This is a genomic window from Aliiglaciecola lipolytica, from assembly GCF_018860635.1.
Lineage (GTDB): Bacteria > Pseudomonadota > Gammaproteobacteria > Enterobacterales > Alteromonadaceae > Aliiglaciecola > Aliiglaciecola lipolytica_A.
The window spans coordinates 657,753-681,634 of record NZ_JAHKPT010000021.1 but is presented as its reverse complement, the minus strand read 5'-3'; the positions used below and the strand labels follow the sequence as shown (position 1 = coordinate 681,634).

At 40.4% G+C, this 23,882-nt stretch carries 17 protein-coding genes; 6 read left to right on the top strand and 11 right to left on the bottom strand.

Features of this window, described 5'->3' with window-relative positions; translation table 11 throughout:
- Positions 1-109: 109 nt before the first annotated feature.
- Positions 110-2,440, bottom strand: a complete 2,331-nt coding sequence (locus KO530_RS11470) for a DNA internalization-related competence protein ComEC/Rec2 (RefSeq protein WP_216048532.1) — start codon at positions 2,438-2,440, stop codon at positions 110-112.
- Positions 2,441-2,478: 38 nt separating this feature from the next.
- Here KO530_RS11470 and KO530_RS11465 point away from each other — a divergent pair, with 38 nt between their 5' ends.
- Positions 2,479-3,003 carry a DUF2062 domain-containing protein gene (locus KO530_RS11465; RefSeq protein ID WP_216048531.1) on the top strand — a complete coding sequence of 175 codons (525 nt, stop codon included), beginning with the start codon at positions 2,479-2,481 and terminating at the stop codon, positions 3,001-3,003.
- Between the two features lie 29 nt (positions 3,004-3,032).
- Here KO530_RS11465 and KO530_RS11460 read toward each other — a convergent pair whose 3' ends face one another.
- The 4 genes from KO530_RS11460 to smc form a co-directional block, all read right to left on the bottom strand.
- On the bottom strand, positions 3,033-3,455 hold the full coding sequence (locus KO530_RS11460) for a DUF1801 domain-containing protein (protein ID WP_216048530.1): 423 nt from the start codon (positions 3,453-3,455) through the stop codon (positions 3,033-3,035).
- Between the two features lie 107 nt (positions 3,456-3,562).
- Entirely contained in the window at positions 3,563-5,593 is a 2,031-nt protein-coding gene (ligA, locus tag KO530_RS11455; RefSeq protein ID WP_216048529.1) for an NAD-dependent DNA ligase LigA, read from the bottom strand.
- A gap of 77 nt (positions 5,594-5,670) precedes the next feature.
- Complete coding sequence (gene zipA / locus KO530_RS11450) at positions 5,671-7,059, bottom strand: cell division protein ZipA (protein ID WP_216048528.1); 1,389 nt, start codon at positions 7,057-7,059, stop codon at positions 5,671-5,673.
- A 20-nt stretch (positions 7,060-7,079) separates the two neighbouring features.
- Positions 7,080-10,559 (bottom strand): chromosome segregation protein SMC, encoded by a 3,480-nt coding sequence (gene smc, locus KO530_RS11445; protein WP_216048527.1) that lies wholly within the window; start codon positions 10,557-10,559, stop codon positions 7,080-7,082.
- Between the two features lie 141 nt (positions 10,560-10,700).
- Here smc and cysZ point away from each other — a divergent pair, with 141 nt between their 5' ends.
- Entirely contained in the window at positions 10,701-11,453 is a 753-nt protein-coding gene (gene cysZ, locus KO530_RS11440) for a sulfate transporter CysZ (protein WP_216048526.1), read from the top strand.
- Between the two features lie 61 nt (positions 11,454-11,514).
- Here cysZ and KO530_RS11435 read toward each other — a convergent pair whose 3' ends face one another.
- The 3 genes from KO530_RS11435 to nlpI form a co-directional block, all read right to left on the bottom strand.
- Complete coding sequence (locus KO530_RS11435; protein WP_216048525.1) at positions 11,515-13,197, bottom strand: sensor domain-containing protein; 1,683 nt, start codon at positions 13,195-13,197, stop codon at positions 11,515-11,517.
- 95 nt (positions 13,198-13,292) lie between these two features.
- Positions 13,293-14,726: a hypothetical protein gene (locus tag KO530_RS11430; RefSeq protein ID WP_216048524.1), complete on the bottom strand. Its 1,434-nt coding sequence runs from the start codon at positions 14,724-14,726 to the stop codon at positions 13,293-13,295.
- A gap of 17 nt (positions 14,727-14,743) precedes the next feature.
- The gene (nlpI, locus tag KO530_RS11425) at positions 14,744-15,637 is read right to left on the bottom strand and encodes a lipoprotein NlpI (RefSeq protein WP_216048523.1); all 894 of its coding nucleotides are present in this window, start codon (positions 15,635-15,637) and stop codon (positions 14,744-14,746) included.
- 276 nt (positions 15,638-15,913) lie between these two features.
- Between nlpI and cdd the strand changes: the two genes are divergently transcribed.
- The 4 genes from cdd (at position 15,914) to KO530_RS11405 (ending at position 19,305) form a co-directional block, all read left to right on the top strand.
- Positions 15,914-16,306: a cytidine deaminase gene (gene cdd, locus KO530_RS11420; RefSeq protein WP_216048522.1), complete on the top strand. Its 393-nt coding sequence runs from the start codon at positions 15,914-15,916 to the stop codon at positions 16,304-16,306.
- Positions 16,307-16,408: 102 nt separating this feature from the next.
- On the top strand, positions 16,409-17,668 hold the full coding sequence (locus tag KO530_RS11415) for an adenylate/guanylate cyclase domain-containing protein (protein ID WP_216048521.1): 1,260 nt from the start codon (positions 16,409-16,411) through the stop codon (positions 17,666-17,668).
- A gap of 5 nt (positions 17,669-17,673) precedes the next feature.
- A complete protein-coding gene (locus KO530_RS11410; RefSeq protein WP_216048520.1) occupies positions 17,674-18,825 on the top strand; it encodes a cupin domain-containing protein in 1,152 nt (383 codons plus the stop codon).
- Between the two features lie 21 nt (positions 18,826-18,846).
- Complete coding sequence (locus KO530_RS11405) at positions 18,847-19,305, top strand: GNAT family N-acetyltransferase (protein ID WP_216048519.1); 459 nt, start codon at positions 18,847-18,849, stop codon at positions 19,303-19,305.
- 49 nt (positions 19,306-19,354) lie between these two features.
- Here the strand turns inward: KO530_RS11405 and KO530_RS11400 are convergent, their stop codons facing one another.
- From KO530_RS11400 to KO530_RS11390, 3 genes are all read right to left on the bottom strand, one after another.
- A complete protein-coding gene (locus tag KO530_RS11400) occupies positions 19,355-19,783 on the bottom strand; it encodes a DUF4826 family protein (RefSeq protein ID WP_216048518.1) in 429 nt (142 codons plus the stop codon).
- Between the two features lie 18 nt (positions 19,784-19,801).
- Positions 19,802-22,855, bottom strand: a complete 3,054-nt coding sequence (gene ydiJ, locus KO530_RS11395; RefSeq protein WP_216048602.1) for a D-2-hydroxyglutarate dehydrogenase YdiJ — start codon at positions 22,853-22,855, stop codon at positions 19,802-19,804.
- A 153-nt stretch (positions 22,856-23,008) separates the two neighbouring features.
- Positions 23,009-23,836, bottom strand: a complete 828-nt coding sequence (locus KO530_RS11390) for a hypothetical protein (protein ID WP_216048517.1) — start codon at positions 23,834-23,836, stop codon at positions 23,009-23,011.
- Between the last annotated feature and the right edge of the window lie 46 nt (positions 23,837-23,882).

Genomic DNA, 23,882 nt, shown 5'->3' with positions numbered 1-23,882 from the left:
TAGCTGTAATTCCAATCTATTAAAAATTGATATTACGATTAAAATGATGATTGCATAAAATTTATTTATGCCAACTCTAATTGTTTATTTTTGATACAAATGGACTCTATTAATGCCATAAATATCGATTAAACCAGCTTTGTAGTCCTTTATCACGAAAACCAATGACCTTAATTGGTTCACCGCGCAAAGATAACTCAAAACTAATTTGCCCAGACTCCGCGGTAGAAATTAGATGGATATCTTGCTCCACATAACGATTTACCACCTGCTGTTTTGGAAAATCCCAACGATTTAAATAACCTTGACTGAAAATAGCATATTGCGGCGCAGTTGCCCTAATAAAAGGCATGACTGACGATGTGTCGCTGCCATGATGAGCCGCCACTAAAATATCCACATTTAACAAACTTTGGTATTTATTCATTAATTTGTGTTCAACCTGCTTACTAATGTCTCCAGGCAGTAAGATACTCTGATGACCATCTGACACTAAAACAACACAAGAGTGATCATTGCCAATCCCCTTACTTCCCGCTAAAGGCCAAAGCCCAGTTATGGTTAAGTCATGCCACTTAACAAATAGGTTACTATCACATACATCTTGATTCGAAATGAAACCTGTGACCTTAACCCCCGCAAATAATTGCGCTAAACTGCCAGCGTGATCATTGTCAAAATGACTCACAATCACCCAATCAAGCGATGTGATATTTTGACTTTTCAAAACAGGTAGCACTACCGCCTGTGCCATATTAAATCCACTAGGATATGCAGCTCCAGTGTCATATAACAGTGCTTTTTGATCTTGCTCAATCAATACTGAAAGCCCCTGCCCGACATCCAGAATATGCACCTTCCATGTGTCCGTGTTTGCTGGTAAAAAGTAACTTATTAGCGGAATAATCCCAATAAAACTCAGCACTTTAAACCTGCTTTTAATTGGCATACATACCGCCAGCAATACCAAAAATACGCACGCCCAGACCAAAATTGGAATACCGGGAAGTTCAATACGAGACCAACTCATTTGAGCAAAGAACGCTAAACCGTCAAGGCTATTATCTAACATCCAGTCAATCCAAGAAAATACAAATGCGGCCAAATATTCACAACACAAGAGCAGCAAACAGCCAATTAAACACATGGGTACTATGCATAAGGTCACCAAAGGAACGGCAAGTAGGTTAACAATAGGAGAGCTCACTGAAATCATAGAAAAATACACAGCGACAATGGGCATCATCAAAAAACACAGCATAAGTTGTAATCGTAAAACCACTTTGCACTTTTGTTTAATCTTCGAAGATAACGTTTGAGCGCTCGTATCTTGTGGAATCGCAGGCCATAGCCAGGTGACTAAACCAATAAAAGCGATAGCACCAAAACTCAACCAGAAACTGGCACTCAACAAACTCATAGGAGCAATGAGTATAAAGATAAAAATATTGCCTAAGATAAACCATTTAAATGTGATAAAGCGCGCTGTTATTAGCAGCACTGCCCATACCGATAACATGATCCATGCTCTTAACGTTGGCAACGAAAACCCCGCCAAGTAAGCATAAAAAAACGTGCAAATTAATGTCGTTAGAAGCGAAATGTGGTGATAATTAATCCGTTGAGATAACGAAGAATAAAAACACAACAAACGTAAAACGAGATTAAATAGCAAGTAACATAACCACGCCACAACACCTAAATGTAGACCAGAAATAGCCACTAAATGGGCGACTCCTGTAGCTTGAATCATTTGCCAATCATCGGCTTCTAAACCGGAACGATCGCCAAACGTAATTGCCGCTATCCAGCCACTGTGTTGCAAATTAAGTCGCTCAAATTTATCAATTAACTGTTGCCGCAATGTCGAAGTATCATTGATTAAATGCGCTTCTTTGTTAAGAACATAGCCTGTAGCAACGATGTTTTGCGAGAGTAACCATTTCTGATAGACAAAACTGCCCTCGTTCGCCAGTCCATGAATAGGTTTTAGTTTAATCTTTAAAGCAACGACTTGTCCTTGCTTTAGAGGCCATGTAGGTGATTTCCAAGTTAGTCTAATGCGCGACTTTCGATAGTGAGTTTGGCCATTAATGCTTGCGACTATTAAATTGAATCTTGCGCTTTGTTTCGCACTTACGATTGTTTCGATTGAACCTGTAACTTGTCTAATTTGTCGAATATCTTGCTCTGGTAGTTGCCAATTAACCCGCCAATGGCCTACACTCGCCATCCACACAATTGCAAATAGCGCCCCTGAGATAAATAGTGCGCTTGAAAAGGGCATAACTAGGGGATTTCGTGTGAACAGCCAGGCAATTAGAAGTAATACTGGCAACAAATAGGAACTCGGTAGATGCGTCCACAAAATACTGGACACTGCAATTGTCACAAAACTGACAAGCCAAAGTTGTTTATTACGTTGTATAGTGTTTAGCAATTCCTTTGCCTCAACAGTGGTATGAAATTCGGTTAACTATGCCTAAAAAGATTATTAAACGCTTTTTACCAGATCATCAAACGATCAAGAACCATAAAGCGTTAAAAATGTTCGGAACTGTACTTCATGACCCCAATTTGTGGCATTTGAATAGAAAATCAGCTTCAGGTGCTTTTGGTATTGGGTTATTTTTCGCCTGGTGGCCGGTGCCATTTCAAATGTGGTTAGCAGCTGCTTCTGCCATTCCTTTGCGGGTTAACCTTCCCCTTTCAATGGCAACAGTGTGGGTAACTAACCCATTTACCATGCCTCCAATGTTTTATCTTGCATATCTTTTAGGTACCAAGGTGTTAGGCACACCAGAGCGCCATTTTAAATTTCAACTCAGTTGGGATTGGGTTGTGCAAAGTATGGAAACCATAGGTCCGGCGTTTTTAGTAGGCTGTGGGATTTGCTCAATCGTGTGCGGTATTGTGGGTTACTTTAGCCTTGATGCCATTTGGCGATATTCAGTAAATAAAGCTTGGAATAAACGTAAATTGCGACCACACAATAACCCCTAGCGTGTCTACATAGGCCTATAAGCTAATGCTTATTGGGGATAACGAATATCCATAATGGTTAAGTCTTGAGTAATGATTTGTTTTAAAACCTCCAGGTTAATATCCGCTAACTTATTGATATACAAGCATGCTTTACTGGTTTTATGTTTACCTAAATTTGCCAATAAGCTCTGATCTTCAGACAACATTGCGCCGACATAAATCGTTAAGTTTTGTTTTCGCGGGGAAAATCCACTACGCATAAACTGTTGTTGTTTACCGTTTGCCAACGTATAGGAGTATCGACCAAAACCAACAATTGAACTTCCCCACATTTTTGCTTTTTGAGCTGTGATCTCAGTATATATTTGTAACAGAACCAAAGCATCTTGCTGACGTTGTGCATTCTCAACACTATTAATAAAACTCAAGACTTCTGAATCGTTTTCTGTGGTTTTCATGTTTGTGGGCATACAAGTTATTCCTTATTTACTGATAAGAGCATTACAGCCTATCTACATAGGCTGTAAACAATGGATAACCTAAACAAGTTACCTTTTGAGTAAATATTAGTAACAATTCACGAATATTGTGCCAGTAGGTCAATCAAGTCTTGTTCGGTGAGAACCGCCACGCCCAGATCTTGTGCCTTAGTGAGTTTAGAGCCGGCTTTTTCACCTGCCACCAAGTAATCTGTTTTTGCAGAGACACTGCCTGATACCTTAGCTCCCAAAAGTTGTAATTGCGCTTTAGCTTCACTACGTCCCATGGTTTCCATGGTGCCAGTCAAAACGAACGTTTGCTCTTTCAGTGGTAACTCATCAGCGGTTTTGGGAATGATTTCTGGCCATGTTATTCCTGCGTCAAGCAAATCATCGATGACTTGAATATTGTGGGGTTCACGCAAAAAATGAAACACATGGGCGGCCACAATCACACCAACATCACTGACTTCTTGCAAGGATTCTTGATCCGCTGATTTAAGTGCATCTAAAGTGCAATAGTGGTTTGCCAAGTTAGCCGCGGTTGCTTCACCTACTTCTCGAATACCTAGAGAATACAAAAACTTAGGAAATGTAGTATGTTTGGCATCTAACAATGCATTGACTAGATTAGCTGCCGACTTTTCACCCATACGTTCCATATTGGACAGTTGTGCTAAGTCTAATTTAAAAAAGTCGGCAGGACTTTTAACTAAATCCAAATCAACGAGTTGTTCAATTAATTTATCGCCTAAACCGTCTACATCGAGTGCTTTTCTAGATGCAAAGTGTTTCATCGCCTCCTTACGCTGAGCGGGACAAAATAGGCCACCGCTGCATCTAGCAACAGCTTCACCTTCTATTTTCTCAACAGCTGAGTCACAAATAGGACATTGAGTTGGGAAAGTGATTTCAGTGGCATCCTCAGGTCTCATTTTAGCCACAACAGAGACCACTTGAGGAATTACGTCGCCAGCTCGGCGAATGATCACCGTATCGCCTTTTTTAACGCCCAGCCGCTGGATTTCGTCCTGATTGTGTAAAGTCGCATTAGAAACGGTTACACCACCAACAAATACCGGCTCTAAACGGGCAACAGGTGTAATCGCGCCAGTACGGCCAACTTGAAACTCAACATCAATTAGCTTTGTCATTTGTTCTTGCGCTGGAAACTTTTGTGCGATGGCCCATCGCGGCGCTCTTGACACGAATCCTAACTCTTGTTGAAGCGCAATATCATTAACTTTGAACACAACTCCGTCTATTTCATAACTTAATGTATCGCGCATTTGACCAATTTTAGCAAAATAATCATGGCACTCTTGATCTCCTAAGGCCACTGAGATTTCGTTACAAACAGGCAGTCCCCAAGCCACTAACTGGGCTAAACGTTCACTGTGTTTGTTGGCTAGCTCTTGCACCTCTTGTTCCACCAAGCCCATTGAGTAGGCATAGAATAACAATGGGCGACTCGCAGTTATTTTAGGATCAAGTTGCCGAAGACTTCCGGCAGCGGCATTACGCGGATTGGCGAATACCTTTTTATCAGCATTGCGTTGCCTTTGATTAAGTTGCTCAAACCCCTTTTTAGGCATGAACACCTCGCCTCGAACTTCCAAACGTGCGGGGAAATTATCGCCACGTAACATTAACGGAACGTTTTTAATGGTTTTCACATTGCTGGTAATGTTTTCCCCTACTCGTCCATCGCCTCGAGTGGCGGCCCTTATCAAAATGCCATTTTCATATAAGATACTAACCGCTAGCCCATCTAGTTTAGGTTCGCAGCTATATTCCAAGGTAATATCTTGTTTAAGCCTATCAAGTATTCGTTTGTTAAACGCGCTCAGCTCGTCGTTATTAAAGGCATTATCTAGCGACAACATCGGCACTTCATGTTCAACCTGAGTAAACGCGGATAAAGCCGCCCCACCCACTTTCTGACTAGGCGAGTCAGCGGTAATTAATTCAGGGTGCTGTTTTTCGATAGCATTCAGTTCACCCATTAAACGATCGTATTCGGCGTCTGGCACCGAAGGATCATCCAATACGTAATATTGATAATTATATTCGTTAATTTGTGTGCGAATGTCGTTTAACTGCTGCAAAAGGTCGGCAGATTGGCTCATGTAATTACCTGCAAAACGGAATAGATGGGAAAGGTTAATCTGGGGACAGTAAAGTTACTGCCCCAATAAATTGTAATTTAGCGCGCGATCATTCGCTTTCTTTCGAACTCTCTGATTTTCTCAACATACTGCTGCAAACTTTGTTTCGTCAAAGCACTGCGTCTTCCGTCAAGTACTTGGGCAGAAAATTCATCGGCAATTTTTCGAGCGGCATTGTGCATCATATTGAAGACTTGATGGGGATCTCCTTCAATCGGCAACATCATAAATAATGACACACCTAAGGTATTAAAGTTTTCCAAATTATCAATATCAAACACGCCTGGTTTGAACATATTAGCCAAGCTAAATAATACCGGACCTTTACCATTACTATTCACGTGACGATGGAAAATATCTTGGTCACCAAATTTAAAACCAAGGGTTAATAACATAGGCAGCAATGCAGCTCCTTGAATGGGATTATCATCGCTCGCTCGCACGTTAAGCACGAGCACCTGTTGTTCTGGTGGTTGGTTATTTTCTTTACTTGGCGCGTTTGTGGCATTTTGCGATTTATTTTGTTCACCGTGGCCATCAATCTCAGGCTCAGGATCATCAAAATCGATCTTCATTTGGTCTTCACGAATTTGCGGCTCTTTACGTTTTCGTGATTTAGGCTCAGATTTACTGCGCTTAACAAAATTACGGGCTTGGTCAGCAAGGCTTACCTTACTTTCTGGAGCGGTCTGAGCTTTAATTTCAGGTTCTATTTTAGGTTCGGTTAGCAACGGCGCTACTGGTTTATCTGAAGGCGGCGTTTTCACAACTGGCTTTTGTTTTACGTCAGCTCTGGGGGCGGTTTGTTCTATCGCCGAAAAATCGATTGTTGAATCGGCTGTGTTCGCCTCGTCTGTAGATTCTTCGCCACTCGTTCTAAGCAAAAACGGCGGAGGTTCTGGAATATCACTCGGATCAGTATTGTCAATTGCACTCATTCGACTGCGCATGGCATGAACTTGCTGTGCAGCATATTCAGGCTTGGGCTGAGTCACAACAGAAGAATAAATCTTAGGTTTGGTTTCTTCTGATTCTTTTATCTGTTCTTTAACCACTTCATTGGCACCGTCAGATAAGTCAGTTTCAGGGATATCCTTAGATTCATCAGTTTCATCTGAATTGGGCTTTTTGGGGGCTTGGCTGACAACGCGAACAGCGCCTATGCCGAGCTCGTCGAAATTATCGCCACCTAAACTAGGTTCAACCTTATTATTTGATTTAAGTGCGGGATCGAGCACGATAACGTCTGAATCAGACTCGACATCAACGTCTTCAATATCATCATAATCGTCATCCCAATCTTGGGTTTCTAGGTTCGCGTGCCCTTTGTCTTGTGAGTTCTTACGCACACTCCACATACCATGCATCAAGATACCGATGATGGCTACCGCACCAATGACTAAAAATGCTAGTCGTAATTCTTCCATATGAGCTTAATACCCTATTTTTATGCTTGAGCAATCGCCACGGCTTCTTCAACATCCACTGCTACCATACGAGAAACCCCTGGTTCCGCCATAGTGACACCGGTTAAATGTTTAGCCATTTCCATCGCAATTTTATTGTGGGTGATATATATAAATTGCACACTTTTCGACATTTCAGACACCAACTTACAAAAACGTCCCACGTTGGCATCGTCCAACGGAGCATCGACTTCGTCAAGAAGACAAAACGGTGCCGGATTTAATCTAAAAATTGCAAACACCAATGATAAAGCGGTTAACGCTTTTTCTCCACCAGAAAGAAGGTGAATTGTACTATTTTTCTTACCTGGTGGTCTCGCCATGATTGTCACCCCTGTTTCGAGTAAATCTTCACCAGTAAGTTCCAAATAAGCTGAACCTCCACCAAACACTTTAGGAAACAGTTCTTTCAGCCCATCATTCACTTTATCAAAAGTCTCTTTAAAACGTGTTCGTGTTTCTCGATCTATTTTACGTATAGCACTTTCCAGTGTCTCTAACGCGGCCACCAAATCGTTATTTTGATCATCTAGATGTTTTTTCCTCTCAAACTGAATTTCATATTCTTCAACCGCCGCTAAATTCACCGCACCAAGACGCGATACCGCTGCGAGTGTCGTTTCCAGTTGTTGTTGCCACTGAGTCTCTTCTGCTTCTTCGGGTAACGTTTCCAAAATACTCTTTAAGCTTTGATTGAGTTCATCTAAATTTTCAAGGGTACTATTGGCGCGTACCCGATAACCTTCACATTCCAGTTTTTTACTCTCCAACTGGCTGCGCATTTGTTGAATTTTTTCAACAATTCCCTGCTGGCCTTTTTCAGCATCAGATAACAGATTTTCGACTTCCGCCAATTGATCACTAATTTCAGTTTGTTGAATCTCAACTTCCACCCGTTGTTCTAACAACGCAGCCAAAGTTTGCTGTTGCTCATCGAAAGGTTTAGACAGCTCGGTAAGCTCTGCAGATAGCATGCTGTGACGATTTTGCAGGTTTTCCAATAACTGTTTAGTGCGACGATTCGCCTCACTGACGCCTTGAAATTGGCTTTTTAGCTGCTGTAATGACAACGCAAGTTGATGGGATTGGCTGGTAAGGGCTTCAACCTGATGTCGAGCTTGTTGTTCGTGTTCCAATAATCGAGATTTTTGTTGTTCGAAGTCGAGTTGTTTAGCCGACATGTCTTCAAGCTCAACTTCTAATTCTTGGACTTGCTCCGCTAATTGCTCCGACTGCATTTTTTCGTCTTCTAATAGCTGCAGTTGCCGACCTAGTTCTTCACTAAGCTTTGTCTGTCTTAATGCAGTTTGTTGTTGCTGCATTTCTATCAAATTTAATTGATTTTGCTTTTGAATCAAGGTTTGCTCAGCCTGTTTAAAATTAGCCTGAGATTCTTCTATTTTTAATTCAAGGTGTTCGCTAGCTTGCGCCATTTGAGAAACCGAATCTTCCAGCTGAAGCAATTTATCATCAATAAGTTGCTGACGCGTCGCCGTTAACTCGGTTATTTTCGCTGCCCTTTCGATCATTCCCCCTTGGTTTTGCGGGTCTCCTAAGTCCAACCATCCTTTGCCAAAACGCTGGCCTTGTTTGCTAACAATACTTTGCCCTGGTTTTAGCGTTTGTTGTAATGCTAATGCCTGTTCAGCCGTCTCGACTGTTAGTACTTGGCAGAACCAATCTGGGATATCTGGATTAGAAATTTTGGACGCCAAAGTGCCTTCAGGTTTTAACTGTTCCAATTGATCAGCGAAGATGAGCTTACCGTTTTGAGATTCTAAATAATCCTGAATATTACCGGAGTGACTCAACCAAAATGCTTGTTGCCACTCGCGGGTCACCGCTTCTACTGCTTTTTCCCATCCTGCTTCAACTTGCAACACTTGCCATAAAGGTTGGAATTGTTCGGCGCTAGATTGCAATTGCAGCTCTAACGAATTGTCCTCATCAGATAGGCTTTGCAAACTATTTAGCGCAGATATTTGCGCGTCAAATTGCTGCACTTGTCCTTTCAATTCGAATAATTGATGCTGTTGACTTTTTTCTTTCTCTCGCGCATTAAGCAGTGTTTCTTTGATGCTATGTAACTGTTGTTTAGCGTCTTCAAAGTCTTCTTTTGCTTGTTCAACCTGGGTTTGCAAACTTGTAATTTGTTCGGCTAAGACATCCTGTTGCAATTCATTTTGTTCTTGTTGTAACTCGCCAATGCGCTGTTGTGTGCGCATCTGCATATTCATCGTAGATTGTATTTGACTATGACAACTTTGCGCTTGCTGTTTGGTGTTTTGATAAGTCTTTTCATGGTCACGAAAATCATTGTCTAACCAACGTAACTTTTCTTGATGTTGTAACAAGGTATCTTGTGCATTTTCTAATTGTGCTTGTAGTGCCTCAGACTCTGGCTCTGATTCAGCGACCTGCATTTCAAGGCTTTCGAGTTTTGCCGCTTCTTCAGCCGCGATTAATTCTGACTCTTCAATTGATTGATTAATTTCTTGAAGTTCATTTTCAATTTGCAGTGCACGCTGCTTCGCGTGCAGACGATTTTGTTCCAACTTAGTAATGTCGGTACCTAGCCGGAAGTTTTCTTTTTGTAAATCGGTTAACTGTTGTTTTAGATTATGCTGCTGTTCCCGATAGACAGTGATACCACGTTCGTCACCTCGCTGCTTGGCAACAAAGGCTTCAACTTCATTTTGCTGTTGCTCAATTTCGCTTTCAAGCCCTGCAATATGTTCACTGTGTTTCAACCAGCGTAAAGTTGCTAGTTCACCTTTTAAGGTGCGTTCTTTGGCTTTTAAATCTTTGTATTTTCGCGCGGCGCTCGCTTGACGTTGCAGCTTATCAATTTGTTGTCCTAATTCCGCGCGCACATCCTCTAATCGTTCTAAGTTTTCCTTGGTATGGCGAATCCGATTTTCAGTTTCCCGTCGACGCTCTTTATATTTAGAAATACCAGCGGCTTCTTCTATGAAAACCCGCAGTTCTTGGGGTTTGGACTCAATTAATCGGGAAATTGTACCTTGTTCAATAATCGCGTAGCTTCTGGGTCCTAATCCCGTACCAAGAAATAAGTCTGTCACATCTCGGCGTCGACATTTGCTTGCGTTTAAATAATAAGTTGATTGTGCTTCACGAGTAACAATTCGTTTAACTGATAGCTCTGTGTAGTTTGCAAACTCCCCTTGAATTCGACCAGAAGAGTTGTCGAAAACCAATTCAACACTGCATTGAGATACTGGTTTACGCGCACTTGAACCGTTAAAAATAACGTCCGTCATTGCGTCACCACGCAAATTTTTAGCGGAACTTTCCCCTAAAACCCATCGAACCGCGTCGATGACATTAGACTTGCCACAACCGTTGGGACCAACAATTGCTGTCATATCATCAGGAAACGGAATATTGGTAGGATCAACGAAAGACTTGAACCCAGCCAACCGGATTTTTTTTAAGCGCATTAGGGATTGGTGATCTTTATTATAGTTTGTAGTGAATGTATCAAATGTCATCAAGTGTAACAATTGAGGATTTGTATTGATTCAACACAAAGTTATACTTAACCCCTATTTTTGAGTTTAATCTGCAGGAATTAGTAAAGAATGCAAAGTAACAGTGGTGCCGGATATTTTCTTCAGGGCTTTTCGTTAATTAAAACCAAAGGATTAAAACGTTTTGTTTTTATTCCATTAGCAGTAAATTTGATTCTTTTTTCAGTGGCCCTATATTTTTTGGTCGGGCAAATTGAGTCTTCTATTCTTTATATCGTTAATATCATTCCTGATTGGGAATGGTTAAGCTGGTTAAAACAAGGTTTAGCCTATATTTTGTGGCCACTTGCGGTCATAACAGTGTTGTTGATATTCGCTCTTTTGTTTGGAACCTTAGCCAATTGGATAGCGGCACCGTTCAACGGATTGCTGGCTGAAAAAGTAGAATTGCATCTCACCGGAAAAGGGCTCGGCGATAGTGGAATACTCGATGTATTCAAAGATATTCCTCGCACCTTGGGTCGAGAAATGGCTAAACTTGGTTACTATATTCCCCGCGCCATTGGTTTTCTAATATTGTTTTTCCTGTTGCCTGTAGCCGGACAAGTATTGTGGTTTTTATTTTCTGCTTGGATGATGGCTATCCAATATTGTGACTATCCTTTTGATAATCACAAAATTGACTTTAAAACCATGCGTGCCACCTTAAACCAAAGTCGCTCACATTGTTTTTCATTTGGTGTGTTGGTCAGCGTGTTTTCGATGATCCCCATTATTAACTTTTTGGTTATGCCAGTTGCAATTTGTGGTGCCACTTCGATGTGGGTTAATGAGTTACGTGACAAAGTTCCCGAATATCGTTAATCAGCGATAAACGAATATCCCTGTTCACATTCTTGGTCTTTGCTTAAAGTCTGTGAACAGGTTATTTAGTAAGTGATGGTTTTGACTTGATAAAGGCTTCAAAATCATTGCTGCTAAGGGGCTCACTAAAAAAGTATCCCTGCATAATAAAACACTTATTTTGCTCTAAAAATTCAGATTGTAAGGCCGTTTCAACGCCCTCGGCAACCACTGATATCCCAAGGGTTTCAGCGAGTTGTATAATCGCTTTAACAATAATTTTATCGTGTGGATTATTATCTAAATTGCGTACAAAAGATCGATCAATCTTGAGAGTATCTACGGGAAGTTGTTGCAGATAACGTAACGAAGAATATCCCGTCCCAAAATCATCTAAGGTAATACTGAAGCCTGATGTTTTAATCCGCTTCAAATGCTCCAACAAATCAGTTTCACTTTCCTGCAAGGTACTTTCGGTTACTTCAATACGAATGGCATCAGATGGCACCTTATATTTTGCAATTAACTGGTCAATTAAATCGAAGGTGTTATGTTGATAAAATTGCTTATTTGAAATATTGATTGACAGCGGAATGCGTTCATTCAAGGACAGTGTCCAATCATCAATTTGTTCGAAGGCTTGGGTTAAAACTTGATTAAAAACATCTTTTATCAAGCCCTTCTTTTCGGCAACATCTATAAACTCCACAGCAGCCAAAACACCCCGTTTAGGATGCTTCCAACGTGCTAAGCACTCAACTCCCACCACCCTATTACTGCGCAGATCGATGACAGGTTGGAAATAAGGTACAAATTGATCATCAATAAGTCCTTGTTGTAATTCTTGCTCAACAACACGAATATCATTTAACTCTTGATTTAACGCGTCACTGAAGAATTGGTAGCGATTGCCACCATCGTGTTTGGCTCGGTACATGGCCGCATCAGCATGCTGGAGCAGAGACTCTGCGGTTAGTGCGTTATCGGGATAAATGCTTATGCCTATACTGCAACCTACTTCCATTACATTCGCACCGCTTTTTACCGGCTTCTTAATTTCTCGAATCAGTTTGTCGCTTACCTTAGAGACTGTCTCTGAGTCTTTTATATTACTCATAATAATTGCAAATTCATCGCCCCCCATACGGGCAATCAAGTCGCTTTTGCGTAATGATTTTTGCAACCTTTCGGCAACCGCACACAGTACTTCGTCACCCGCATCGTGCCCCATGCTGTCATTCACTTTTTTGAATTTATCCAAATCAAGGAACAACACCGCAAAACGTTTGTTTAAGCGTTGCGACTGACTAATTTCATGATCAAATAACTGGCTAAATAAATATCGATTAGCCAGCCCTGTTAAGCTATCTCGATAGGCCAAAGTAGTGAGATTTTCATCTAGTGAGGCATTAATCGATTTATTGCTTAATCTGGCGAGAAAACAAACGAAGCGACCTTCATCAACAATAGATTGAAGATGCAAACGACATGACACAAGATGGTTTGATTTATTGGCAATGACAACTTCAACGGTGCAAGACTGATCTATGGCCGTGTTTAGTAGACTTTGCCAATCGTTAGACTGTGATTTGCGCAATAGAAAAACTTGCGCTAATGAATCTTGAGTTGTAACCATTGTATCTGCGTCTATGAGCTCTGCAAACGCCTGATTGATAAACAATATATTTCCAGTGTCATCAACCAAGCCAGTCGCATCCGGCAAATATTGGTAGGCTTGACTCAGTTGCTTTATGTCAATTGGCATAGTTTAAACATCTCACTTATTGTAATCTTTTTCATTATAGTTAAGCATTTCAACTAATCTCACTCAGCTGCCGTGTTTTTTAGAGCCATAGCGACTTACGAGCGGTATTTATTATATTTATGCCACCAGTATCCAGCTTGCTTGTGATTTCCGTTAGACTCAAACCACTGCGCAAAATTGACGTATATAGGGGTTAAACTTAATTTATCATTTAGCGAGTCTTTCCAGATGTTTAAGTACACTTTGGGGATCACGCCAATATCATGGTGCTCCATAAAGGTCGTTTGTTGAACCGGTTTATAGGCATTGGAATTGACTTGTTCGCAAGTTGATGTTTTGGTTAATATTAAGTCTTCGTAATCAGTTTGGTAACGAGCAAACTCAGTGTTTGAAAGTGCCGGTTTATTTTCTGCATAAACCAAATTGGGAGCTTGAGTCGAGGTGCAAAGTTTGTTCGCCATCTGTGCATCAACTTCATATTCATCAACAAATCCCGCAAAGTGCGCAAGTTCATGTAAAAACACCCTATAGTCGTCTTGTTTATCAAGAAACATGACACCATTGTGCACATTTGCAATACCTGAGTCAGCAACGACAATAGCGTGAGTAAAATCAGTTAGGCTGGCCAGTTCAGAGACTGCCTGCAGTGAACATGTTAGCCTTTTATCTGCAGCATTACTGCAAGCTAACGCTTCTGGGGATAACCATACAGGTGGATTGAAACAGATAGGAAAAGAAGCAAAACGTGGATCGCCTTGGAAGCGGTGCGACAACTCAGCGATTTGTTCTATAGCCAATAAGGATCCAGCTATGAATTGAATATCGATGGCGCATCGGGGTTGCTCTGTCCTATTATCTAAAAACGTCGTTACAGGTTTGCGCCAACGAGTGTGCTCAATATCAGATGCTAAGGTAGCAGTTTGGTATTTAACCTCGTTCACTGGGTTATCGGCTTGTTTATTCAGCCACTCAATACTGACCTCAGGACTCTGTTGTAACCAAAGGAAATCAGCATAAGCTGAGGTTAAATCAATGTCTATTTCTGCCGCTTGAGCAAACCAAAGGTTATCTTGATCAGCAGTGCCTTTTTTATTTAATAAATAATACAAAGACACTATCGCTTTTTTATGACCAGAGTAAGCCGCATTTTCGAGCAGACGTTCTTTGGCAGAGCTGCTAGCTGTTAATAATGCCAATTGAAATTGACTCTCAGAGTGCCCAAGTTGAGCTGCTTGCGATAAATAGTGTTTTTTTGTAGCCACCTCAGACGTGTTGTTAGCCAAGAAGAAAAGAGAATCCACGGAGCCAATTTCGGCACTTTTGCTTACCCAATACATGTGATTATGCTGTATCGCGGTGCTTGAAAGCTGTCGTAATGCGGCCTGATGATTTTGTTGTGCCGCCAAATACAGTAAATTGTAATGCTCGGGTTTACGTATGCCGATATCAAATAAGAAGCTCGGAGATAATGCACTATCAGCCCGCAATAAGGGGAAAAAAAAGACGAATAGCAGCAAACGTAAAATCATTTAATTACACATAGATCTTAACTTTTTAAATCTTCAGACGCCTGTTTACGCAACATATCTATTTCGATTCGTGCATATCGGTGTTCAACGTAATCATAAATGTTAGTGCTTAAAACCATTTTGAAATAATTTAACGCCAAACCACGTTCACCTAGGCTTTCATAAAATTTACCCATGTAAAAATAAACTTCACACATGCGTTGATTAAGTTCTACCGTCGTTTTAGGCCCTAAAACAAATCCATTCAACAGGGTATTACGGCTAACCTTACCTAAGTAAAAATCAACAATAATTGTTCCCCAGTTGTCATCAGAAAGATTTTCACGATGCTTTTTTAATTCCGTCAGCGCAGCCTCATAATTTATTTCTTTGTGGGCCAAAAAGAGCCACAAAGCAGAGAACGGATTTTCTTTATCTTTATTATAGAAACGAATGAGATCCTGCATAGCCAGTTCATTTCGCTGCCCATAATAAAGTGCAATGCCCCTATTTAATAACGCAAAATCTAACTCTGGATTGATATCCAAAGCAGAATCAAAGGATTCATAAGCTTCATTAAACTCCATCTGTTGGGTGAAATGAATACCAAGAGAGTTGTATGCTTCTGCCATATCAGGCTTTAATTGCTTAGCCCGACCAAAATCGTATTGAGCCAACCCCGCTAAACCTACACTGTCGTAATGTGTTCCACGTAAAAAGAGCAGTTCAGCTCTTTCTTCATTGCTTAATGATGTTTGCGTCAGTATTTGGTTGTATCTAGCGATGGCCAGCTGCGACCTAAAATTCAGTGGTTGCGGTTCTGGAATTAAAATACTTTCGACTTTTGAATGCAGTGCAGAGCCCGAGTTAATACTGCAGCCAGCAAGGCCTGAGGTTACTAGAAATAATGACAGCAAAAGGTGTTTATTCATATTGATGACTATGGCACTTGAAAGTTGGACAATAAACTAACGGAAATTAAATCAATTCGGATTTAAAGGTTAAGAAAATAACACTCAAAAGAGCAAGATAAGACTCGCTTATTTAGACACGAAAGTAAAGCTTAGCCCAGCACAAATACGATAATTCAAGGTAAATTTAGCGGTTTACAAAATTCATTAAGATAAGCCAATTTAGATAAATACTTGTCAAGCACAGGCATTTTGTCGCAAACTGTTTGGCCATTTTCAAAATGAAAGATAAAATTGTTGGAAAATAATACTAAAAAACTAATCCAAGCTGCCAAACAAGCACAGCAAAATTCCTATTCTCCTTACTCAAATTTTAAAGTCGGGTCAGCCATTTTAGCGGACAACGGTAAAGTCTATGCTGGATGCAATATTGAAAATGCAGCCTACCCTTTAGGGCAATGTGCCGAGGCCGGTGCAATCGCAGCGATGATTTTAGATGGTGGTAAAAAAATCGTTAAGATATTAGTCGCTAGTCCAAATGAAAAAATCTGTCCTCCCTGTGGCGGTTGCAGACAAAAAATTAAAGAATTTGCTGATCAAGATACTGAAATTTTGATGTATGACACCAGCGATAATGTCAAAACAGTAGATATCAGTACATTGTTGCCTTTCGCGTTCGAACTGGACTAATAAACTTAAAATCAGTTGAAAACTAGACTTGGACAGCATGGGAAAAATCTGTGTTTATTGCTAGATTTAGAGATATATTTCTAACCATGGCAAGGATTGCCAATGCTAAAATTACTTTATCGGAAAATTGCATTTCTGGGGATCAATGAAAAGGATTTAGATAACCTCAGCCACATAAAAATAGTAAACACGATTTCATTAATGGTGTTGATATTTTTAGTCTTGCAATTGCCTTTTATTGCTCGATTTTGGCAATATGGCGGCTTTCCAGTTCTAATCCTATGTGTGTTACACATCGCTATATTCATCCAGATCTTACGTTTCAACTGGCGTCATCACTTTGTCTCTGCCAGAGCACTTTTGATGTTTGGTTTTGTATCCTACATTGGTATATCAAGTGTAATTTGGAATATTAATCTACAATTCCACTTTCTGTTTATAATCGGTTTGTTTGTTAGTCCATTTTTATACCGCGATTGGGAAAAACGCCAATATATTCCCAACTTGGTGATTTATGTCGTTTGTTTTTGCGGTATTGAAGCGTTCTGGCAATTTCCTCGTCAGACTTTTCAGGCAAACGAATTAGAAAAGTTTTGGCTGACAATGGGCACTTGTCTATTAATCTCTGCCGCAGCCATAACCTCTAGCTTATTGATTTATCAAAATTCCCGTACTGCTCATCTGAGAATGAGTCGAGATAAAGCCCGCATATCACATTTGTTACAGAAAACCTTACCTAAGCCGTTGATTAAAAACCTACTAACAAACTTCACGACTCCGGCTCCATCCATGCAAATAGAGCAGCATTTTTGTTCAGTGTTATTTGCCGATATTCAGGGGTACACCCAACATTGTAGCAGTACAAATGAGCAAGAAATCATGCAGTTACTGAATTCATTTTATTGCGAATTTGATTTAATCAGTAGACAAAATCAACTCCAAAAAATTAAAACCAATGGCGATCAATATATGGCGGTATGCGGAATTTACGAAAAGCGATTAAACCCAGCATTGCAGACATGTCTAGCAGCAAGGACTATGTTGGAAAGCTTTAATAATCTGTGTAATCACTTAAAATTAAATTTACAGATTAGAATCGGCATAGCCAGCGGACCACTTACAGCGGGATGTGTTGGATTAGATAATATGCTTTTTGATGTGTGGGGAGAAACGGTTAATTTAGCCTCTCGCTTAGAAAGTCATGGCCAAGCAAGCAAAGTACTAGTTTGTCAAAACACCTATTTACATTCTCGAGAGCAAATTAAATTTGAGAGTGTAGACAAGCTATACCTAAAAGGACTTGGTACACTTACCGCTTATTTTATAAGTGAGTCTCAATACGCACAGCAAAGGAAAAGTTAACGTTAATGTACAAATTAAACATTCCCAATAAACAACATTTTCTGACCGAATATTGGCAGAAAAAACCGCTTGTCATTCGTAAGGCTTTTTCTGACTTTGTTGATCCTCTAGACGAACATGAACTGGCAGGCCTTGCTCAAGAAGAGGAAGTAGATTCTCGTATCATTTCTAAAAAACAGGGAAAATGGTCCAACTCCCCTGGCCCATTTTCAGACTTTACCCCTTATTGCATAGGTGATTGGTCTTTGTTAGTGCAGTCTGTCGACCACTATATACCTGACGCAAAAATGTTGTTAGATAGTTTTGACTTCATTCCTAATTGGCGGGTCGATGATCTAATGGTCAGTTATTCAGAAGCCAATGGAGGTGTTGGCCCTCATGTTGATCAATATGACGTATTTATTATACAAGGACGCGGCTCTAGAAGATGGCAAGTTGGCGCAAATAAGCACCATGACTCCATACAACCCGCTAAAAACTTAAAACAAATAACCGGCTTTGACCCCATTATTGATGAAGTGCTTGAACCAGGTGACCTAATTTATATCCCTCCCGGCTTTCCACATAATGGCGTAGCAATAACATCCTGTTTAAATTATTCAGTAGGCTTTCGTGCGCCGACACAAAGAGAATTGCTTGACGGTTTTGTCGATTATGCCCAAGCCAAGAATTTATTTAACCTTCGCTATAGCGATCCAGACTTAACCTTAAGAGATTCGCGTTTTGAAATTAAGCCGTCAGAAATTGAAAAACTAAAAAATATGTTTAACCAAATGATCAATTCTGTACATTTTGATGATTTTATCGCTACCTACTTCACCGAAACCAAAGATGTAGATATGTATGAGGCTGATTTAACAGAAAATTATTCACTTAATGAAATTGTTAATTTACTCGACTCAGGAGTAAGCTTTGAGCGCAAACTGGACACCAAAGTAATCCAGCAGAAAGTAAGATTAAACAATAAATATCAAATGGTTACATGGATAAATCAACACAGAATTAACGTTGAATCTGAACATGAAAGTATGCTTTTTAAAATGCTCAATTCCAGCGTTTTAGATAAACAAACGAAAATTAATTACGCTGACGGATTAATTTTTAACCAAATCTTGGCTAAACTCGTTAATGCAGGGGGGTGGTTCCCTGATATTTAAGATACTTTAAGGAGCGCTTTAGTGACGTTGACGGTACAAAACGTTGACTGGGAAAAAGCAAAACATACGCTTAGTAGGTTAAGAGAAAAGGTATTTGTTTACGAGTGGCGCATTCCTCGAGAATGCGAATTTGATCAGCAAGATGTGCATGCAACCCATGTACTTGTGCTAGACAATGAAAAACAAGAAATCGCGACAGGCAGATTAACCACCAGAGGGGAAATTGGCCGCGTAGCAGTTGTTCCAAAATTTCGTGGACCTGAAGTCTACCGCACACTGTTTGCTGCACTACTAGAGAATGCACATCGTCTAGGTTTGCAACAAGTATACGTTCAGTGTGATTTGGAAGGTGTAGAATATTATCAAAACCAGGGATTCAACCCAGTCGGTCCAGTCTATATGGACGCAGGAATAGCCAGACAAAAAATGGCATGTTCCACAGCAGAATTTTCACTCAACAGAGTGGATTTGACACATTAAAACAGCACCTAAGGTGCTGTTTTATTTTGCATAGCTTTTGATTGAAAATCTATGCTTTGCCGCCCTTGATTTCTTTCCACAAATCTTCTTGATTATACAAAGCATACAAGCCTTCCGCTCGGGTAACTAACATCTCTGCAAACTGTTTTTGGGTTTTATCAATATTTCCGCTTTCTTCAATATCTTGTGCTTTCAATTGCCATTGAAAAGAAAATCGACGAAGCACATCTCTCGCGTTTTTTTCACTTTCATATGGCATAAAATCACAAGGTAGATCGCCACTGATTACCCAATAAAATTTCTTATCTAGTGCTTTGATTTTCCAAACTGCTACATAAGGTGCTAGGTAACGACATTCTTCGGTCACCACCGAATCAAAAATAACACCATTTTCTGCTAAATGTTTATTGGCTCGCTGAAACTGCGAACGCACCCACTGAGTCATTTGCTCCTGACTCATGGCCTGAGGTTGTGTCATAACTATCCTTATCGATTATTATTTCTGTAATACTGCTAACAGAGCCTGTACTGGATGCTTAGGCTTGAAACCTTCGTATCTGTTCACCTGAGTACGGCATGAATATCCTGTTGCCAAAAGCGTTTGCTGAGGAACCGAATCTACAGCTTGCTTCCAGCTTAAATCATAAATTCCTTTTGATTCTTGTTGATGAATTAACTCATGACCAAAAGAGCCTGCCATCCCACAGCACCCAGTGGCAATCGATGTTAACTCTAAACCGAACCAAGAGAATATTGTGCGCCATTGCTCATCGTTACCGGCAATACTGGTTTTTTCGGTACAGTGAGAAATGAGCTTAAATTCAAGACCATCAGGGTTACGAACTTGCATTCTTTCTAGTAGCTCTCTTTCTAAAGACTGACTAGCAAGCCATTCGTTCACTAGTTGAACCTGAAAATTACCGCGCTGGTTGCCTAGAATACGACGATATTCATCTCGATAACATAGTACTAAAGAACCATCGATACCGATCATAGGTAAATTCAGTTCGGAAACCTGATTTAAAAAGTCTGCTGTGTTTTGCGCTGTTTTAGCAAATTTAGCTAAAAAGCCTTTCACATGCTGAGGTTTTCCATTCGGCTTAAACGGCAAAATAACAGGATTAAAATGCAGTTTTTGCAATAATTGAATCAACTCTTCCACCACTTCAGCTTCATAATAGCTAGTGAAAGGGTCTTGTACTATCAACACTGTTTTTAATTTTTGTTCCTCATCTAATGCGGATAGAGCCTGTAAATCGAAGGGCATGATTTGATTTTTTTCAAGTCGCTTATCCAGCGAAGGCTCAGACAATAATGGCGCATCAACGTAACCTATATATCGTTTGATTGCTTCTTTGAGCAAAGGTTGACGCTGGAAAAAGTTAATCATTGCAGGCGCTTTTGCCATCCATGGAGCCATAGATTCAATGTTCGCAGTTAACACATCTTTAGCCGGCCGCAAGTAGCGCTGATAATACATCGCTAAAAATCGTGAACGGAAAGACGGCACATCAACATTCACCGGACATTGGCTGGCACAGGCTTTACAGGCTAGACAACCTTCCATCACCTCTAATACTTCGTGTGAAAAGTCGGTGTTTTTCGATTTGTAGCGAGTATTTTGTAGACGTTCAAACCAAGATGGCGTTTCTTCGCCTTTTTCTAATTCAATCACGTTAACGTTATTTTGACTAAGCAAGCGTAACCATTCTCTGATCATGCCTGCGCGACCTTTAGGCGTATGACGGCGATCACGAGTGATTTTACTGGAAGGACACATGGTTGATTTGGTGTCGTAGTTATAACAAAGCGCATTGCCATTACAGCTCATTGCCACCTCAAACGAGTCGCGAACCGCAATAGGTATTTGGCTGTCTAAGTCTCCCCTTTTCAAATCGGAGACTTTAACCAGTTCTTCAGTGGAATCGATAGGCGTGCAAATTTTCCCCGGATTCATCTTATTCAAGGGATCAAATACACTTTTAATTTTACGTAACTCTAGAAAAAGCTCTTCACCAAAAAATTCAGGGCCATATTCACTGCGGTACCCCTTACCATGCTCGCCCCACATCAAACCGCCATATTTAGAGACTAAAGCGACTACTTCATCAGAAATTTCTTGCATGATTTGCTGTTGATTAGGATCGCACATATCAAGGGCTGGCCGCACATGCAGTACACCCGCATCAACATGACCAAACATGCCATAAGCAAGTCCTTTGCTATCTAAGAGAGCTCTGAACTCCATAATAAAATCAGCTAAATTTTCCGGTGGTACCGCTGTATCTTCAGTGAATGGAATGGGTTTTTTCCAGCCATCCGCTTTCCCCAACAAACCGACAGACTTTTTACGCATTGCATAAATGCGATTAATATCGGCCACATCATAGGTTAATTGATAACCAATTATGCCGTCTAATCCATGTTTTTGAGCATTGTCTAAGGTTTCACTAAGCTGCGCTATTTTAGCTTCTATTTCGGCTTTATCTTCGCTGTTGTACTCGACCATATTTAATCCGAGCACTTCTTTGCCGGGCACATCTTGAATAAGATCTTTAACAGAGTGCCAAACAATATCTTGTTTCGCCAAGTTGAGTACTTTGCTATCGACCGTTTCCACCGAAGTCGCATTTGCGGCAACCATATGAGGAGCATGACGCAAAGCCGATTCAAATGAATCGTATTTGATATTAACCAAGGCTTTGCATTTAGCAATAGGGGTAATATTCAGTTTTGCCTCAGCCACAAAGACTAAGGATCCCTCAGAGCCGGTTATAACACGGCTGATATCCAACTGAGTTAAATCATCGGATACAGTGTGTTCAAGATCGTATCCAGTCAAAAAGCGATTCATTCGCGGAAATTTAGCCAGAATTTGCTGACGTTTATCAACGCAAGTAGCAATTAATTGTGATGTGATACTCGTTAAACGGCTCGGTTGAGCTGGGTCGTTTTTGACATTTTCTATTGCCGTTGGTGCCGTTTCTAAAACCGTACCATCAACCAGTACCGATGTTAGCCCAAGCACATGATCACTGGTTTTCCCATATACTAAAGATCCCTGCCCTGATGCATCAGTGCTAATCATCCCGCCAATAGTGGCGCGGTTACTAGTGGACAAATCAGGCGCAAAGAAAAAGCCCAGGGGACGGAGCGCATCATTTAACTGATCTTTCACTACCCCAGCTTGCACCCTAACCCAACTTTGCTGCGCATTGATTTCAAGTATCTGATTCATGTGCCGAGAAACATCGACAATAATGCCACTTGTGAGAGACTGACCATTAGTACCAGTGCCGCCTCCCCTAGCGCTAAATTTGACGCCATCGTATTGGTTTGAAGTTTTACCAATCAGGGTCAGATCGGCTGTCGTTTTAGGGAACACAACAGCTTGAGGTAATTTTTGATAAATAGAGTTATCAGTGGCAACAGCCAGACGGCTAGCGTAACTGTATTCAATATCACCAGTAAAGCCAGAAGACTTTAAATCTTCCAAATACATTTGATAGTGATTTTCTAAAGCGGATTGAGGATCAATACTCGGTAACATTGTCACTGTTTTAAACGTCCAAATAAGATGGGCATATTATAGCGTTATGCCTAGTTCTTTACCTACATTCATTGAATATAATTTATATGCTAAATTTATCATAGCCATTCAACTATCTATTTGATTTCTATGGCACTAAAAATTCTAGCGGTTTCACTCTTGGATCATTACGTTTAACCATAATGGCGTAATTTTCTGATAGTATTCAACAGTTTGCTCGAACAGCCTAGTTCGTGCTGGCAAGTCAATTAAATCTTCCGGTAACCAAGGATCTTTGGATAAGTATTCGACAACTAAACGCCCTATAGCAAAGCTACGAATGAGAATATCTTTATCTGATAACGTTTCCAACAATTCACTTTCACGGAAAATCAATTCGTAAGCTTTATGATAAAACTGATTTAATTTATCCAACGGCCAACTTTGCGTGAATAAACCAATAGATGCTTCATCGATATCGGTCAAACAGCAGGTTAAAAATTGAGGCTCCTCAACAACCGAATGAAAGTGAAAAAGTGTTTCTTCTCTTAAATCTACTAGGTTATTAGGTCTCAACCACCCCAAGGATGGAAAGGATTTAAAACCAAGCAAATCAGCTTTATTGTTTAACCGCCGCATTATCGTTGGGCTAAACTTATGTTGCAGTTGATTCACCAACAGCCATTCACCATCCCAATTCGCGCTGCGCTGCTGCATATCTAACCAGAATCGAGGCAGTACAAAAGGTTTTCGACTTTTTGCCAGTGAATATTTACCGTTTTCGCGGATTAACTTACCTTGTTTAGTTTGTCGAGATAAGGCCATACGCAAGGATGCTTCACTTATCTCTAGCTTATCGGCAATCACCAGCAATTGTTTTGCCGATAGGCTTGTAAGCTCAGATATTTGAAATCCCTTGATGGCACTTAATAATTCTAAAACTTTTTTATCTGCGCTGTCTGCAGCGAGTCGTTCAATAGCAACTTGATAATTTAACTTCATAACAAATAATTTGCAATATCCCTATTTTTTGTTATACCTATAAAAG